Raw genomic sequence first — 15419 nt, 5'->3', positions numbered from 1 at the left:
CAAGTCGCTAGGGAACAGGCGGACAGGTTCCGTGACTTCGCTATGCACCCCACACCGGCCTGCACGGTTGTCTGGAAGCAGGACATCAACCGCCCGCCCCAGGGGAGGCCACCCCGTGCCCGACACCCAGCAACAGCCAGCCGGCCGCACCCCGGCACGCGGCACGGCGCCGCGCGCCCGCACCGTCTACGACCCGACCGGCACCCTCGACACCCGCCTCCCGCTCGACCGCGCCCCCCCCACGAACACCTGGCCGCCAAGGTCCTGAGCTGGAAGCACGGGGGCGGCACACCGCCCCCGCAGGCGGACATCGACCAAGCCGCGCTGACCCTCGCCGGATACGCCCGCCTCCTCATCGACGAACTCCACCGCACCACCGCCGCCCTGCTCCCCACCGCCCCGGCCAGGCAACGGGCCAGAGCACTGTGCGCAAACGCCGCCACCCTGCTCGCCACCCCGGCCCTCAGCCCCACCGGCACCCTGGACCCCGCCCTGGCCCGCGCCCAGCTCGTCGCCGACCTCCACACGGAACTCGACAGCCTCCACCCCGCAGACCCAAGCGGCCCGCACCCCGCGGGAGACGAGACCCCATGACCCTGCTGCACCGTCATCACCGCTGGCTCGGCCGCGACGTCGAGGACACCACCACCGGCCGCCGAGGCATCCTGCGCGCCATCGCCCCCGAAGGCGACGCCCCTGGCCTGCGAGCGTGGCTGCTACCAGTTGGCGGCGGCACGGAGTGGACCACCGAGATTTCAGCCCTCGCCAACCCCGCCCCGATCTCCCCCACCACCCGCCCCGCCCCATGAGCGCCCATCGCCGCCGAAGGCGACGCCGGTGTCCCCCGCCCTGGTGGACCTGGTGGCAGACCTGGACGCTGGCCGCCGCCCTCACCCTCCTGCTCCTCGTGCTCGTGTAAGCGTCCTAGAGTCTTCACCCCCGACCGAAGCCGCGCCGCAGGTCCCGATCGGGCCTCTCGGTCCGTTCTGCGCCGACAACCGCCGGCCGCTGGTGGAACCGTCCCTGCGCGCGAGGACCCCGGACCTGGTCGGGCGGGCACAGCTCCGGAGGAAGGGGACCGTCCCTGCGCGCGAGGACCCCGAGGCTGCGTCAGCCACGCGTCGACGACGTCGCCCACGTCCGGGGGACCGTCCCTGCGCGCGAGGACCCCGGCCGATGGCGAGGCCGGCGGTGTGCATGGCGGTGGGACCGTCCCTGCGCGCGAGGACCCCGGGATCCTGTGTCGGATCGTATCGAGCACGTCCGGGGACCGTCCCTGCGCGCGAGGACCCCGGTCGGTGGGGGTGTCGGTCTGGGACACGAGAGAGGGACCGTCCCTGCGCGCGAGGACCCCGGGCGGATGGCACGCCAGCCGATGGGCGAAGGACGGGACCGTCCCTGCGCGCGAGGACCCCGGGCGAACCTCCAGAAGAACAAGCGCGTGCGCATGGGACCGTCCCTGCGCGCGAGGACCCCGGACTTGTTGACCTGGGTGTTTCTTCCAGGGAGTGCGTGTGGGCGACCACTTTTGGGGTTTCCGGCAAAAGCCGTATTCCGCGTGTTTTTCTCGGGTGCGTTGGGACGGGCGGCTCGGTTACCCGGCCGCGCCGGGCAGTTGGTTGCCCAACTGTCCTGCCCGCTTCTTCCCCGTTCGCCGTGGGCGGCCGGGTGTCTCCTGCCCTTGCCTTGCGGCTGGTGCAGTCCACGGGCGCTCTACTCCCCCGTCCGGGGGACGATTCCCTCTCCTGTGGGGAGGGACAGCCCTGACTGTAGTTTCTCGCAGCGTCAAAGCTTGGCATTTGAGTATGCATTCACCCTTATGCTCTGTTTGTCAGTGGTGCCTGCGAGAGTGCACGCATGAGCGAAACAGTCACGATCGTGGTCAAAGAGGCCCTGGACCCCACCCCTGCTCAGGTAGTGATCCTGCAGCGCTACGCCGATGCCTCCCGGTGCAGCTTCAACTACGCCCTCGGTCTCAAGCGCGGCGCGCAGCAGACGTGGAGCCAGGGGCGTGACCGGCTTGTCGCCCAGGGACAGACGCCGGCGGAGGCCGCGAGGAACGCGCCGAAGGTGCGGATCCCCGGGCAGTTCGACATCCAGAAGATCTTCCTCGCGAAGCGTGACGAGCCGCTGCCCGGGCCCCTGTTGCCCGGGCAGGAGCCGCGGCTGCTGTATCCGTGGTGGAAGGGCGTGAACGCGATCGTGTGCCAGCAGGCGTTCCGGGACGCGGACGCCGCCTTCGCGAACTGGAAGAGCTCGGCGCGCCGGAAGGGTGGGCCGGTCGGGTTCCCGCGGTTCAAGCGCCGGGGCCGGTGCCGGGACTCGTTCCGGATGTTCAGTATCCGGCTGGTCGAAGAGGATCTGCGGCATGTGCGGATCGGCGGTGAGCGCGGCGGGCAGCCGGCGTTCACCGTGAGGCTGCACCGTCCCGCGCGCCGCCTGGCCAGACTGCTGGCCGAGGGCGGGGAGACGAAGTCGGTGACGGTCGCCCGCGAGGGGCACCGGTGGTTCGTGGCCTTCAACGTCCGCGTTCCGGCCGGTCCGCCGCCGCGGCCGACCCGCCGGCAGCGCGGGGCGGGAACGGTGGGGGTGGACCTGGGCGTGAAGGTGTTCGCCGCCACCTCCGACCCCCTGCTGATCAACGGGACCGGACTCCAGCTGTTCGAGAACCCGCGGCTGCTGGACAACGCCCGGCGGCAGCTGCGCAAGTGGCAGCGGCGCATGGCCCGCCGGCACGTCCGCGGTCTGCGGGCCGATGAACAGTCGAGCGGATGGAAGGAGGCGCGGGACCAGGTGGCCCGCCTGCACGCGCTGGTGGCCGCGCGCCGCTCCTCCACGCAGCATCTGCTGACCAAGCGGATCGTGACCCAGTACGAGCACGTGGCCCTGGAGGACCTGCGGGTGAAGAACATGACCGCCTCCGCCCGCGGCACCGCGCAGAGCCCCGGCCGCAACGTGAAGGCGAAGGCGGGCTTGAACCGGGCCATCCTCGATGTCGGCTTCGGCGAGATCCGCCGGCAGATCGAGTACAAGGCCCTTCTGTACGGGACCACGGTCACCGTCGTCGACCCGGCCTACACCTCGCAGACCTGCAACCGTTGCGGACACGTCGACGCCAAGAGCCGGCGTACCCGTGACCTGTTCACCTGCACCCGCTGCGGCCACGCCACCCACGCCGACATCGGCGCCGCCATCAACATCAAAGCCCGGGCACAACACTCCCACCCTGCCCAGGAGCGTCCCGAAGGGACAACCGACGTTCCCTGATCCCGTTCACCGGCGGGTCGCGCACCGCCCGGTGCTGGAAGGATCGGCCGGGCCGGACATCCCGGGCAGCAAAGGCAGGGGGCACCGTGAGTCTTGACGAACTGAGCCGGCAGGCGATGCGCATCCACGCGCTCTACGACCGGATGAACCTGCACGAGCGCGGTCGGACCTGGACCCGGGAGGAGTTCATGCTCGGGTTCATGGGCGACGTCGGCGACCTCGCGAAACTCGTCATGGGCGCGGAAGGCGCCCGGACGATGCGCGGGGGAAAAGCCGCCCTGGAGCACGAGCTCGCCGACTGCCTGTGGTCCGTGCTCGTCCTGGCCCGCCTGTACGAGATCGACCTGGAAGAGGCGTTCGCGCGCACCATGACGGAGCTGGAACAGACGATCACCGCCAAACTCCCCGGTGAGAACGAGGAACTGCCCGGTCCGGGCAGCTCCTGAGGGCGGTCACCCGCGCAGGAAGGAGGCCAGGCACACTGCTGGTCCCGAAGCCGCCCGGCACCGAGGCATGCTCCGGAAACCTCCCGAACGAGGGACGCTGCGGCAGGATGAGGGGCATGACCACCACCGTCGCGGTACCGAAGCCGGGCCAACTTCTTGCTGCACTGCGCCCGGGCAGCCGTGCGGTCGTCCGTGTGACCGGCCGGAGTGAGGACGGCGGCCTGGCGGTGGTCGATGCCGTCACCCTGGGCCGGCCCAGGACGATCCGTCTGTCCGCCCTCCACGCCCCCGAGGTCTCCTACCGGCGCCCGGCCGTCAAGTCGGGTTACACCCCGCTGGCTGAAGGCGACTTCGTCCGCCAGCTGCTGGACACGGCGATCTGCGCGACGCTCGGCGAGGACGGCCCGGACGCGGTCACCTTCGTCCGCGCCCACGCCGACTGGGCGTCGGGGGCTTGGCCCGTCTCGCCCATGAGGACGAGCGGATCACCGCCACCTGCGTGAAGACGCTGGCCCGGGCCGGGTACGCCGCGCTGCCGACCCCGGAGCACGTGTCCGGTTGCGGGACCGCGCTGCGCTTCCGCCGCCAGGACCACGGGCATCTGTGCCCCGCCCTGGAGCAGGCCTCGCGGAGTCTGGAGGACTGGGAGCCGTGGTCCTGCGATCTGGACCTCTGCCACGCCGGGCCTCACCACCACCTCGCGCTCGACTACCGCTGGTCCGACAACACCAGCACCGCATTCTGCGGTGACTGGGCCGCCCGGGGTCCTGGCCGGGCCCCGGGCGCCTGCGTCCTCCCGGCCGGCCATCCGCCCACTCAGCACCACCGCGCCTTCCTCTGACCGGTCTTCCTGCCGGGCGACTCCGCCCGCGCCCTCACGAGCCGGGCCGGTAAGGCGTCAACCAGCAGGTTCCCAGAATCGTTTCGGCGGTGAATCCGTCCCCCGGACGCCGGAGCGAACCCCGTGTTCCCGCCCGCCGGCAGCTGCAGGTCCAGCAGCGTCGGTACCCGTGATCAAGAACATGCTGCGCGGGTCAGCCGCGCTCCTCCTCGCCCTCACCCCTCTCACCGTTCCCTCCGCGGCTGTCGCCGCCCCTGAAGCCACCGGCGCCCTCACCGCCCGTACGCTCCCCGTGCCCGCCCCCGCCGGCGTCCGCGCGGCCGCGGCGGTGCTGCCGCTGGCCGACGCCGTCGACCAGCTCCCGATCGCCGACGAGTCCCGCACCGGCTACACCCGCGACAAGTTCAAACACTGGAACGCCGGCCTCGACCTGGGAGACGGCTGCAACACCCGCGCCGAGGTCCTGCTCGACGAAGCTATCGAAGCCCCCTCGGTCGCCGCCGGCTGCAAGCTCTCCGGTGGCCTGTGGATCAGCTACTACGACGCGGCCGAGGTCAACGACCCCGCCAAGCTCGACATCGACCACATGGTGCCCCTGGCCGAATCCTGGGACTCCGGCGCGAGCGAGTGGGACGCGCAGCGCCGGGAGGCGTACGCCAACGACCAGGACGCCGCCACCTCGCTGGTCGCGGTCACCGCGCGCACCAACCGGGCGAAGGCCGACAAGGACCCGGCCGAGTGGATGCCGCCGCTCCCGGACGCGCACTGCCGGTACGTGGGCGAGTGGACGGCCACGAAACTGCGCTGGGGCCTGTCCGCCGACCAGGCCGAGGCGGACGCGCTGAAGGTATACGCGGAGGCGTGCGAGACCACGATCGTCCACTACACCCCCGCCACGTAACCCCCAGACCCGAACCGCCCGGCAGCCGCTGCGCCCGGGGCGACCCACACCCGGCGCGCAGCGGTTCGCTTGCTCGCGGACGGTTCGGTGACCCGACGGCCACGAGAGGACCACAGGTTCTCCCCGGGCCGCTACGCGCAACACTCCCAGTCCCGGCAGAAGAGGCCCGCGCCTCCGCAAATCCTCCGGGGGCGTGGCGAAGCTTCAGTCGCTTCAATCGCTCTGGTCTCTGAAGTGACGGCCTTGGAGCGAGGAGCGACTGAAGCCCAGTGACCCTGGAAACCTTCAGTCGCTGGAGCAAAAGCACAGGTCAGAAGCCTGCCAGTGTTGTGGGTAGCGACTGAAGCGACTGAAGTCCTACATATCGGCGCTGCAGATCGCGCGTGTGCGTGTCATATATAGGAGTCTTGAGTCGCTTCAGTCGCTGATTAGTCCTGGACGATGCTCCTGACCTGCGGGTTTATGGGAGCGGCCGAGAGCGTCCCTCAGCAGGCGAGTCGCTTGTGTCAGTCGCTCGGTCGCTGGTCGGGGGCCGGGAAGCGGCGCGCCCAGACGGGAAGGTTGTCCACCCGAACAAACGTTTTCGCTAGTCTGTCTCCGTCGTTGAGTCGCTTCAGTCGCTATTGGGAGATCGAATGCCTGCTGACCTGCGGGTTTTCTCCAGCGACTCAACCAGCACTGCCGCTCCAGCGGTCTCGCTCAGTCCGCTGGCCCTGGCTCGCTGGTGCGCTAGCCATGGCTGGCCGGTTCACCCCCTTGCGCCGGGCAGGAAGACCCCCGCCGCCAACTGTCCCGCCTGCCGTGACCCCTGCCACGACCGCAAGACATGCTCGTGCCGAACAGCAGGCCGATGGTGTCACGGCTTCCATGCCGCCACCCTGGACAGCACCCGCATCCAGGAATGGTGGGGGACCAGGCCGCAGATGGGTGTGGGCGTGGCCTGCGGGCCGGCGAATCTCGTGGTCATCGACATCGACGCCCACCCCGCACCGCCGCCGGCACGCAACCGGCTCCTGCCCGGTATCGACATCGCCGAGGACATCGACGTGTCTGCGATGACCACGGGCTTCCACACGCTGGCCGTTCTTGCCGCACTCCGTGACCAACCCAGTCCGGCCGACGACACCACCACCCTGCGGGTCCGCACCCCTTCCGGCGGCCTGCACGTCTGGTACCGCCGCCCCGACTTCCGCAACTGGCAGTGCTCCTCCGGCTCCAGCACCACCCGCGCCCTGGCCTGGCAGGTCGACGTCCGGGCCGACGGCGGCTACATCATCGCGCCCGGTACCACAACCGACGCCGGCACCTACACCCCCCTCGGCACCGTACGGACCCCCGCGCCGCTCCCGGCCTGGCTCGCCCAGGAACGGTTCTGGCTCAGCTTTCGTGCTGAGTGACGCTCCGTTACGGCTGGACGTCGAAGAGAGCAATGGACGGGGGTGGCGGGGCAAGCACTGCACGAAGGCGCGTCAGTATGGCTCGCCATTGCTTCCAGTCCTCCGGGTCGACCCAGTTTGAGGCTGGCCCATCCTCGTCGTCGACGATGCGGGCGAGGGCTTCGTCGGCGAGTACCCGAAGGTCGGAAGGGAACGCGGGCATCGGTGTTTCCGGTCCGTAGGACATGTCGACAGGTTCGCCTCCCGGGCATTGCGCTGCGATCAAAGCGGCGGCGGCCACAGCTTCGTCCGCTTCCGCGAGGTAGCCGGTGGCGTCGATCGTCCGGACGAGGACGCCTCGGATCAGGGCTTCACGCGCCTCGGGCTCGGCTTCGTCGAGCGCGTTGGCGAAGTCCGCGGCTGTGTCGTTGTCGAAGGGGCCGGTATCCCAGGTGCCCATGCTGATCTCCTTGCGTATGGTCGCCCGGATCCTCGCATCAGGTACTGACAACACGACTACGGGGCGAGCAGGACCCGTTTGCGCAGGAGGCTGAAGCCTGCGCGGCCGAACATCTGACGCTTGAGCATTTTGATCCGGTTGCCGTGCCCCTCAACGACTCCGGAGTTCCAGGGCAGGGTCAGGCCGGCGATGACGGCGTCGCGGTCCCGGTCGATGCCGCCTGCGAGAGTTGGGAGATGGGTGACGGCACCACCGTCACCTGCGCGGGCCCCGGCACCCCCTACACCCACGACCGGGGCAAGAGCATGTCCCCGGACTGCGGGCACCGCTACACGCGCGTCTCCGACGTCGGCAAGGGGAAGGGCACCTCGGCCTGGACGGTCGGGTGGGAGGTGCCGGTCCTCGGTGACTCGGGCACCCTCACCGAGACCCGCGAGACCCCGTTCACCGTCCGCGTGGTCGAGGTCCAGGTCGTCAACGTCGCCCCCTGACCAAGCCCCGCAAGGGAAGCGGGCCGTTTGCACAATTGGGCAAAAATGATCTTGGTCGCGCTTACCACCGTGCTTACCACCGCACTCACCAAGCCGTGACCCGCACCGCTGTGACCTGCGAGGGTCAGTCTTTGGGTCACTCCTCCCCCCACCCCCGGCCGGTCCGCCCCTGCTTCGTGCTGCCTGTCCGGGGCGCGAAGCGCAGGCGGGTGCCTCCCGTTCTCGTGAACAGCCCGGGGTCCCGCGTGTCGGCGTCCACGTCGGAGTACGCACCCAGGTACGGATGAACGTGCCCAGGTGGACAGCCATTCAGCCGTGGGTCTTCTTCGCGGGAGAGCAGTGGCATGAGCTGGGGACAGGGATGATCACCTCATGATGCGAGGTGCCTTCGACGACGTCCCTCTGGCCGCGCTCTTTCCTTTCCTGACGCCCGCGGATGTGGACTCCTTGAACCAGACAGCCAGCACGGTCGATGCGGCTCGTGCAGGCAGAACCACGGCGGATTGGGAGTGGGTACTGGAGCATGCTGCCTTCGCAGACTCGCAGCCCGGGACGCCGATCGTCCTTGGGTTGGTGGTGATCGAGCACGCTGCTGGGGGTGACCAGCTGGAGTTCTTGTTGCAGGTGGTGAGGACCGGCCCGGGCCAGCTTGTGGTTGACGCGGCGGTGAACGTGGCTTGCTGGTGCGAGACCGATCACGCCACGCATGACGTCGACGCCCTCAGGCTCGCGGTCGGCGAGACGACTTCGTTGCCCGATGCATTCCGTGCTGGCGCTGAACGTCTGACCGGCTGGCTGGCCGATCCACACGACGCCGACCATTGGCGCGCCCAAGAGGGACTACCTCCCCGGCGGATCGCCTGACGGCCCAGCCGGGCACGTTCGTCTGTGCCTGACTGGGTACGTTCACCTGTACGCCGACACCGCCGAGGTTGCGTCACCGGTTGCGTCACCGGTTGCGCAGTAGGTTGCGCCACCAGTTGCGCCATAGGTTGCGTCACCGGTTGCGGACCCCTTCAGCCACCCCCCGTGTTCGGGCTGGTCAGGGCCTGTGGGTCAGTCGATTCCCGCGCCGACACCTCTTCTGGATACCAGAAGAGGTCCTTCTCTCCCCCTTCTCCCGGCGGGCGGGCGGCGGGCGCCGGCGGTACGGGGCGGTGGCCCGGTAGCTCTGTTCGCGAGAACGGGCTCTGGCACAACTTCCGTGAAACCACGCCGGCTGGACTCGTTCCTGCCTCTGGGCTCTCCGTCGACCTGCCGGTTCCCCGAAGCTGCCGGCCCCGGAGACCGAGGATCTGCCCGACTGCACGGAAGTTGCGCCAGAGCCCGAGAACGGGAGTCGTTTGTCGATGGGTTCAGAAGGCGCTCTGCTGGCGGTCAGGCCGATGTTCACGAGTCCGGGAGGCACCCGCCGGGAATGATCTTGTTAGGGTCCGGTCAAAGGGCGTTCAACGCATGGGAGGTGGTCAAGCGATGACCCCCGAGGAGCAGGAACTGATCATGGGCCTGGCGGTCGGACTGGGTAATGGTCCGACGCGCACGCTCGACGAGGTGCTCGCCCACTTCGGCGAGTCCGACGGCGAGGCCCTGGCGCTGAGGCTGCTCCGGGACGCCATGGAGCGCCAGGACGCCGACGACGTCGAGATGGCGCTGATCCTCCATGCCGCCGCCGGCGCCTCGGTCGAGGAGTTCCTGGAGCCGTTGACCGAGTTGTTCCCCGCCGACTGGCACAGGGACCACGAGGACATCGTCAGGATGCTGGGCCGCCTCCGCTCGCCCCGTACGGTGCCGACGCTGGCCCTGGCGACCCACTGGGTTCCCGAGCACCTGGAGTGGGACGAGAACCGGGCGCTCGCGGTGAAGGCGATCTGGGCTCTCGGCGCCATTCCCGGCCCGGAGGCCCAGGAATCCCTCGAAGCCCTGCGCGACGACGAGAACGAGATCATCCGTGAGAATGCGCTGAAGCAGCTCGCACGCCGCGGCGAACTCTGACCGCGGAGTCGTAGCCGCTCACCCAGAACGCCCGGCCGCGTTTCCTTGGCCAGCCGTTCCGACCAAGATCAATCTCGCCAGGATTTCCCGTACCTCAACCACTCACGGGGTGTCGCACAAACCACCCGCCGGGCCGGGAGTGACTCCCAAACTCATCGACATTGATCAAGGAACCGGCCCACGCGGTGACTCCCGAAGCCGTCGACAGGCGACTTCCGTTCTTGTGTACAAAGCCAGCCCAGTCACCAGGAAGTGCCGGCGTCCCGTCAGGGGCGGGGGAGACTGTGCGGGGTGAGCACCGCACCGCACCGTCGTCCTCTCGGTCCCGGTCCCGACGTCCCCGACCGCCCCGTGCGCGACCCGTGGGCGCGCACGGCCGCCGGCCTCGCTGCCGCGGGAGAGTGGACCGCCACCCCCGACACCACCACCCCGCCCGCGCCGCGCGCCGGCCGCAGCCCGCTCGGGGACGGGCCCGCCGACCCCGGCACCGCCCCCGCCACGCCCGGGTAGGGTCGGGCGCAGCCCGTGCCGATATGGCGTGCGCGGGTGAGGCCCGGCGCCCAGGGCACACCCCCCGGGGGCAGTACCGCCGGGCCGTCCCACCCCCCAGCCCCCAACCGCCCGCCACCGCGGTTGCCGGTTACCGGTTACAGGCCGCCGGGAGCGCCGGTCCGTGCTGTTCAGGGCGGTGTCCGGGCAGTACCGAACCGGTAACCCGTAACCGGTAACCCGTAACCCGTAACCGGTAACCGGTAACCGGGGTCCCGGCCCGGTCTCCTCGGCGGCCCGGCCCTGCGCCTGGTCTTCCTCGCCGTCGTCGCCCAGCTTGTCCTCCGCGCCCGCTCGGGGACGGTCCTGCGGATCCCGGTACCGCACCCGCCGCCCCTCTCGGCCCTACGCCCGGCCGCCGGTGGGGTCGGGTGCAGCCCGTGCCGGTATGGCGTGTGCGGGTGAGGCCTGGTGCCCATGGCACACCCCCCCCGGGGGGCAGTACCGCCGGGTCGTCCGTACACGGCAGCGGGGCATTCTCAGATTCGAGAATGCCCCGCTGCCGTGTGCGTTTCTCGGCTTCCGGGGGCTCGTCCTGACAGGCGCCCCGGTCGCCCCATCGGCGTCCGGGGCGCCTGTACGTCTCTGGGCGGCCCGAGAAGACGCTGCTGGCCCGCCCGGGTCAGGGGGTGCAGGCGGGTTTGGGGTAGTCGAGGTATTTCCAGGTGTCGGGTCCGACTTTGCCGTCGGCGGTGATGCCGGAGCAGCGCTGGATCGCTTTCACGCCGGCGGTGGTCGCGGGGCCGAAGACGCCGTCTTCGTCCAGGGAGTAGCCGTAGTTGTGGTTGAGGAGGCACTGGACCTGGGCGACGTTGGTGCCGACCATGCCCTCGGCGAGGATGACGCGGCGGTTGGGCCGGTAGTGGGCGCACGCGGTGCGCCCTTCCTCGCCGAGCGGGGCGGCTGTGGTCGGGGCCGGGGTGGTGGGTGCCGGAGCGGTTGTCCGGGTTTCCGCCGGCGGGGTGGTGGCGGCCGGTGGGGTGGTGGCGGGGTTCTCGTCCTGGGGTGCGGGGCCGGGCCGGGGGGTGGTCTTGCCGCCGCCGGCCGGGGTGTCGGGTGCGGGGGAGTCGTCGCCGAGGGGGCTGTCGGAGGCGTCCTGCGGCTTGTTGTCGCTTCCTCCTGCTGCCGGGCCGTCTCCTTCCGGAGCGTCTTGTCCGCCGCTCTTTGTGCTGCCGCCGGCGTTTTCGTCTTCCGTGTTCTCGCCGGTGCTGTTCTCGCCGGTGTTCCCGGTGTCCGGGTTCCCGCTGCTCTCGCTGTTCTCGCCGGTGTTCCCGGTGTCGGTGGGCAGGGTCTCGCCCTGCGCACCGGGCGTCGCGGTGTTGTTCGTGTCGCCGTCGGGCATGGCGGCCCAGCGGCCGATGAGGAGCACCACCGTGAGCGCGAGGAGGGCGATCAGCAGCTTGGCCGCCCGGCCGGTCTTCACGGCCGGCGCCGATGCCGGTGCTGGGATCGGTCGGACGACTCCGAGTTCGGTGCCGGCCGCGTCCGGACCGGGCCCGGTCGTTTTCCGTTCCCCATCCGCCGCGGCCTGTCCGGCAGCCGCTGTGGTGTCCGCGGCTGAGCCCGGCGAGGAGGCGCCCGGCGCCGGCCTGCCAGAGCCGGTCTTCGTACTCGCGTCCGCAGCGGCCGGCGCAGACCCGGCCGCTCCCCCGGCCGCGGCCACCCCGGCGGCTGCCGGGAGGACCCGCCCGGCGGGCTCGGGTGCCTCGCCCCTGGGAGCCGTACCGCTCGGCCCGGCGCCCCCGGCCCCGGCTTCACCTCCGGTCTTGGCGGGGTTGCCCGCCGGTGCCGGGACGGTGTCCGCCCCGGCCGGAGTGCCCACCCGGACGCCGCCGGCCGTCCCCGGCACCCCACCGTCCCCGTCCGCATCCGCGCCCATGCCTGTGCCCGCGTTCGTGCCCGCGTTCGTGCCCGCGTCCGCGCCTGTGCCCGTGGCCGGGAGCGCGTCCGCGGAGGACGCTTCCTGGAGTGCCAGGGAGGTGGCCTGCGCCTCGGCCTGATCCCCGGCGCCGGTCGCGCTCCCGGCCTCCTCCGCGGAAACGGGAGCGGGGACATGGTCCGGCGTGCCCCCGGCAGGGGCCGCACCGGACGCTGCCGCAAAGACCGCACCGGCATCATCCGCACTCGCAGACCCGCCGCCCGGCGCGGCGCCGGCGGCCTTGGCCTGCTTGATGGCCGCGTCGGCGGCCTCCCACAACCCCACCAGGTGCGGTGCCTTCACCGAGGGCCGCCTGCTGAGGCGTTCGATGTCCTTGCGGGGTGGGAACGACTCGCCCTTCAGCACCCGGTTCCAGGTCGACCGAGAGATCTCGCTGTCATGGGCGAGCGCGTCCAGGGAGAGCTTCTTCTTTTCCTTGATCCGTACCAGCTCGGCCCGTAGGGCCTCGACCTCCGGGAGATTCCCGTTTCGGCGCCCCTCGTCCTCGGACTGCACGCGTCCCCCTCGACACGATCATGGAAACCGGCGTTCCAATTTCCCTTGTTTCCGCAGCTCAACGGCCAAACGGAACGGCTGGAACACACGGAACGACTGGAACAGTGGATCAGGCTACCGATGGAACGCCGGGCCCTTGAACCTTCACCTCGTCAGCGCCGCCCTCCAGGGTGGCGACACCGCTCCCACGCCGCCCCGCACCAGCGGGAACGTGGGTCACGCGATCGAGGGATGAAGATGCGCAAGAACGTCAGGAACCTCCTCCTCCAGGCCCTCGCCGGCGTCCTGCTCGCCGGCGGCGCGCTCGGCGCGGTCAACGCCGGCGGGGATGAAGCCAACGCCTCTGCCCAGCCGCGCGGCGGCGCCTACGGCACTCCCGGCGCACCGGGAGGCTTCCGGGGCGTGTGGCCGGTGCTGAAGACCGGCTCCCGCGGTACGGACGTGAGGACCGTCCAGTACCTGCTCGCCGCCCGCGGACACGCGGTGAAGGCCGACGGCGCCTACGGCAGGAACACCGCGGCCGCGGTCGCGAAGTTCCAGAAGCGCGCCGGCCTGAAGGCCGACGGAACGGTCGGGCCGAAGACCTGGGTCAAGCTGACCGCCCTCACCCTGCGCACCGGTAGCCGCGGTCCCGCGGTCAGGGCCGTCCAGGTCCAGCTCGGCATCCACCCCGACGGCATCTACGGCCCGAACACCACCACCGCCGTCGCGAAGTTCCAGACCAGGAAGAACCTGGCCGGCACCGGCACCGTCGACACCAGGACGTGGGACGCCCTGGTCACCGGCTCCTCCGCCAAGCCCGCCCCCCGCGGCTACTCCCTGCACTTCAAGAAGAACTGGAAGCACCCCAGCTACTCCAAGCTCTCCCTCGTCCGCGACGGCAAGACCCTCAAGTCCTGGCGCGCCGGCTCCGGCAAGAACAAGGACGAGTGCGCCTCGGACGCCGGCTGGCTGCCCAGCGGCACCTACCGGGTCCAGGCGCACTTCACCAACCGCGACGCCGACGCCATCGACGGCTACGCCATCCAGCTCCCCAGCAAGCCCTGCCGCCCGAAGGCCGGCACCAAGCAGAAGCGCGTCACGCGGACCGGCCTGTTCATCCACAGCGAGATGACCCGCTACGGCACCCAGGGCAAGGACAACCCGGGTCGCGACGACGCCGACCGCTGGGAGAACACCAACGACTACAAGTCCCTCGGCTGCATCAAGCTCACCCCCACCGACATCAAGGACCTCTTCAAGCGCCTCGACCAGGCCCGCTGGCCCAACAACCTGACCCTCTACGTCAACTGACCCCACCCCACCCCCGCCCCGACCGCCCCCGGCAGCACCTGCCGGGGGCGGTCGGCGTTTCCCGCCGTCCGCCGTCCGCCGTCCGCCGTCCGCCGTCCGCCGTCCGCCGTCCGCCGTCCGCCGTCCGCCGTCCGCCGTCCGCCGCCCCGGCCCGCCGGTGGCGCGCGCGTTCGCCGTCCCCGGTCCGCAGGTGCCAGCCAGGATCTGGCTGCCGCCCGCCTCTCATCCGGACGCACGCGGCCTCGCTTCTGCGCCGCGTACCGACTGTTCCCGCTGATCGCCGTTTCACCAGCGCTCAACGGCCTGCGCACACGCCACCAGCACACGGAACGGCCGGAACGCGCGGAACGCGAGCCGGGCTTCCGAGGAACGCCGGCCCGCGAACTCTTCACCTCACGGCGCCGCCCAGCCTGCGGCCCGCCCCGCCTCCGCAGCCGCGGCCAGGCCCCCACCACACGATGAGGACACACCCCATGCGCAAGAACACCAGGAACCTCTGCTCCAGGCCCTCGCGGCGTCCTTCTCGCCGCGGCGCGCTCGCGCCGTGAACGCCACCGGCGACCAGGCCAACGCCTCGACGAAGCCGACGGCCCGCACCGGCTCCACGCGACCCCCTGAAGCGCCGCGTGGCCGTGCTGAAGACCGGCGCCAGGGGCAACGACGTCCTGACCGTCCAGCACCTGCTCGCCGCCCACGGTCACACGGTGAAGACCGACAAGGTCTTCGGCAGGAACACGCGCGGCCGCGGTCGCGAAGTTCGAAGCGCGCCGGCCTGAAGGCCGACGGGACTGTCGGCCGAAGACTGGGCCAAGCTGACCGCCCTCACCCTGCGCACCGGCAGCCCGCGCCCCGCGGTCAAGGCCGTCCAGGTCCAGCTCGCCTCCACCCCGACGGCATCTACGGCACCAAGACCTACAACGCAGTCCGCGCCTTCCAGACCCGGGCCGGTCTCAAGAACGACGGCTCGCCGCCCCCAAGACCTGGACCGCCCTGATCACCGGCCCTCGGCCACCACCCCCGGCACCAAGCCGCCCCCCGGCTACTCCCTCGCTTCAAGAAGAACGCCACCCCACCAACTCCCGCTCATCCTCCTGCGCGACGCAAGGAGATCGACAGCTACCGCGCCGGCTCCGGCCTGGGCAGCACCGACGAATGCGCCAAGGCCGCGGATGGCTGCCCACGGCACCTACCCGATCACCACCCACTCCACGACCTGGAACGGCTCCGTCATCAGGGCTACGCCATCCAGCTCGCCGACAAGACCTGCAAGCCCAAGCCGGCCACAAGCGGTCAAGCGCACCGAGCTGTTCATCCACAGCGAGATGACCGCACCGGAGGCCAGTGCAAGGACACCCCCGCGCGCGACGAC

General features: G+C 70.8%; 17 protein-coding genes, 1 pseudogene and 1 CRISPR repeat array. Of the genes and pseudogenes, 15 read left to right on the top strand and 3 right to left on the bottom strand.

The window, feature by feature from the left end:
- Positions 1 to 42: 42 nt before the first annotated feature.
- From IE326_RS18965 to IE326_RS18930, 8 genes and pseudogenes are all read left to right on the top strand, one after another.
- Positions 43 to 594, top strand: coding sequence for a DUF6415 family natural product biosynthesis protein (locus IE326_RS18965; protein WP_190042308.1), 552 nt, complete (start codon positions 43 to 45; stop codon positions 592 to 594).
- A complete protein-coding gene (locus IE326_RS18960) occupies positions 591 to 809 on the top strand; it encodes a hypothetical protein (RefSeq protein ID WP_190042307.1) in 219 nt (72 codons plus the stop codon). Before IE326_RS18965 ends, IE326_RS18960 begins: the two co-directional genes overlap by 4 nt.
- Positions 810 to 1013: 204 nt before the next feature.
- A CRISPR array of direct repeats spans positions 1014 to 1478; the repeat unit is 29 nt; unit sequence GGGACCGTCCCTGCGCGCGAGGACCCCGG.
- A gap of 379 nt (positions 1479 to 1857) precedes the next feature.
- Positions 1858 to 3267, top strand: a complete 1410-nt coding sequence (locus IE326_RS18955; RefSeq protein ID WP_190042306.1) for an RNA-guided endonuclease InsQ/TnpB family protein — start codon at positions 1858 to 1860, stop codon at positions 3265 to 3267.
- 86 nt (positions 3268 to 3353) lie between these two features.
- Positions 3354 to 3713, top strand: coding sequence for a MazG nucleotide pyrophosphohydrolase domain-containing protein (locus tag IE326_RS18950; protein WP_190042305.1), 360 nt, complete (start codon positions 3354 to 3356; stop codon positions 3711 to 3713).
- 116 nt (positions 3714 to 3829) lie between these two features.
- Entirely contained in the window at positions 3830 to 4216 is a 387-nt protein-coding gene (locus IE326_RS18945) for a hypothetical protein (protein ID WP_190042304.1), read from the top strand.
- Entirely contained in the window at positions 4213 to 4554 is a 342-nt protein-coding gene (locus IE326_RS18940) for a hypothetical protein (RefSeq protein WP_190042303.1), read from the top strand. The genes IE326_RS18945 and IE326_RS18940 overlap by 4 nt, the downstream gene beginning before the upstream one ends.
- Before the next feature lie 169 nt (positions 4555 to 4723).
- Positions 4724 to 5455, top strand: coding sequence for an HNH endonuclease family protein (locus IE326_RS18935; RefSeq protein WP_229915491.1), 732 nt, complete (start codon positions 4724 to 4726; stop codon positions 5453 to 5455).
- Between the two features lie 635 nt (positions 5456 to 6090).
- Positions 6091 to 6822: pseudogene (locus tag IE326_RS18930) on the top strand (bifunctional DNA primase/polymerase); the annotation flags it as partial.
- A 37-nt stretch (positions 6823 to 6859) separates the two neighbouring features.
- Here IE326_RS18930 and IE326_RS18925 read toward each other — a convergent pair.
- Entirely contained in the window at positions 6860 to 7291 is a 432-nt protein-coding gene (locus IE326_RS18925) for a DUF4259 domain-containing protein (protein WP_190042301.1), read from the bottom strand.
- Between the two features lie 236 nt (positions 7292 to 7527).
- Here IE326_RS18925 and IE326_RS18915 point away from each other — a divergent pair, with 236 nt between their 5' ends.
- From IE326_RS18915 to IE326_RS18900, 4 genes are all read left to right on the top strand, one after another.
- Positions 7528 to 7782: a hypothetical protein gene (locus tag IE326_RS18915; protein ID WP_190043535.1), complete on the top strand. Its 255-nt coding sequence runs from the start codon at positions 7528 to 7530 to the stop codon at positions 7780 to 7782.
- 372 nt (positions 7783 to 8154) lie between these two features.
- Positions 8155 to 8646: a hypothetical protein gene (locus tag IE326_RS18910; protein ID WP_190042300.1), complete on the top strand. Its 492-nt coding sequence runs from the start codon at positions 8155 to 8157 to the stop codon at positions 8644 to 8646.
- A gap of 609 nt (positions 8647 to 9255) precedes the next feature.
- On the top strand, positions 9256 to 9774 hold the full coding sequence (locus tag IE326_RS18905) for a HEAT repeat domain-containing protein (protein WP_190042299.1): 519 nt from the start codon (positions 9256 to 9258) through the stop codon (positions 9772 to 9774).
- 291 nt (positions 9775 to 10065) lie between these two features.
- Entirely contained in the window at positions 10066 to 10284 is a 219-nt protein-coding gene (locus IE326_RS18900; protein WP_190042298.1) for a hypothetical protein, read from the top strand.
- Positions 10285 to 10945: 661 nt separating this feature from the next.
- Here IE326_RS18900 and IE326_RS42080 read toward each other — a convergent pair.
- A complete protein-coding gene (locus IE326_RS42080) occupies positions 10946 to 12757 on the bottom strand; it encodes a peptidoglycan-binding protein (protein WP_506417384.1) in 1812 nt (603 codons plus the stop codon).
- Between the two features lie 237 nt (positions 12758 to 12994).
- Here IE326_RS42080 and IE326_RS18890 point away from each other — a divergent pair, with 237 nt between their 5' ends.
- From IE326_RS18890 to IE326_RS41870, 3 genes are all read left to right on the top strand, one after another.
- Positions 12995 to 14050 (top strand): peptidoglycan-binding protein, encoded by a 1056-nt coding sequence (locus IE326_RS18890; RefSeq protein ID WP_190042296.1) that lies wholly within the window; start codon positions 12995 to 12997, stop codon positions 14048 to 14050.
- Positions 14051 to 14676: 626 nt separating this feature from the next.
- Positions 14677 to 14826, top strand: coding sequence for a hypothetical protein (locus IE326_RS40705; protein ID WP_229915490.1), 150 nt, complete (start codon positions 14677 to 14679; stop codon positions 14824 to 14826).
- A complete protein-coding gene (locus IE326_RS41870) occupies positions 14823 to 15044 on the top strand; it encodes a peptidoglycan-binding domain-containing protein (protein ID WP_373310276.1) in 222 nt (73 codons plus the stop codon). The genes IE326_RS40705 and IE326_RS41870 overlap by 4 nt, the downstream gene beginning before the upstream one ends.
- Positions 15045 to 15236: 192 nt before the next feature.
- On the opposite strand, the gene IE326_RS40700 is transcribed toward IE326_RS41870, so the two are convergent.
- A partial coding sequence (locus IE326_RS40700; protein ID WP_229915489.1) for a hypothetical protein occupies positions 15237 to 15419 on the bottom strand: 183 nt, incomplete at its 5' end.

Origin of the sequence: Streptomyces filamentosus, from assembly GCF_014654895.1 — a bacterium.
GTDB classification, from domain to species: domain Bacteria; phylum Actinomycetota; class Actinomycetes; order Streptomycetales; family Streptomycetaceae; genus Streptomyces; species Streptomyces filamentosus.
The sequence above is the reverse complement of the archived record's forward strand: the minus strand, read 5'-3'. Positions and strand labels throughout refer to the sequence as shown.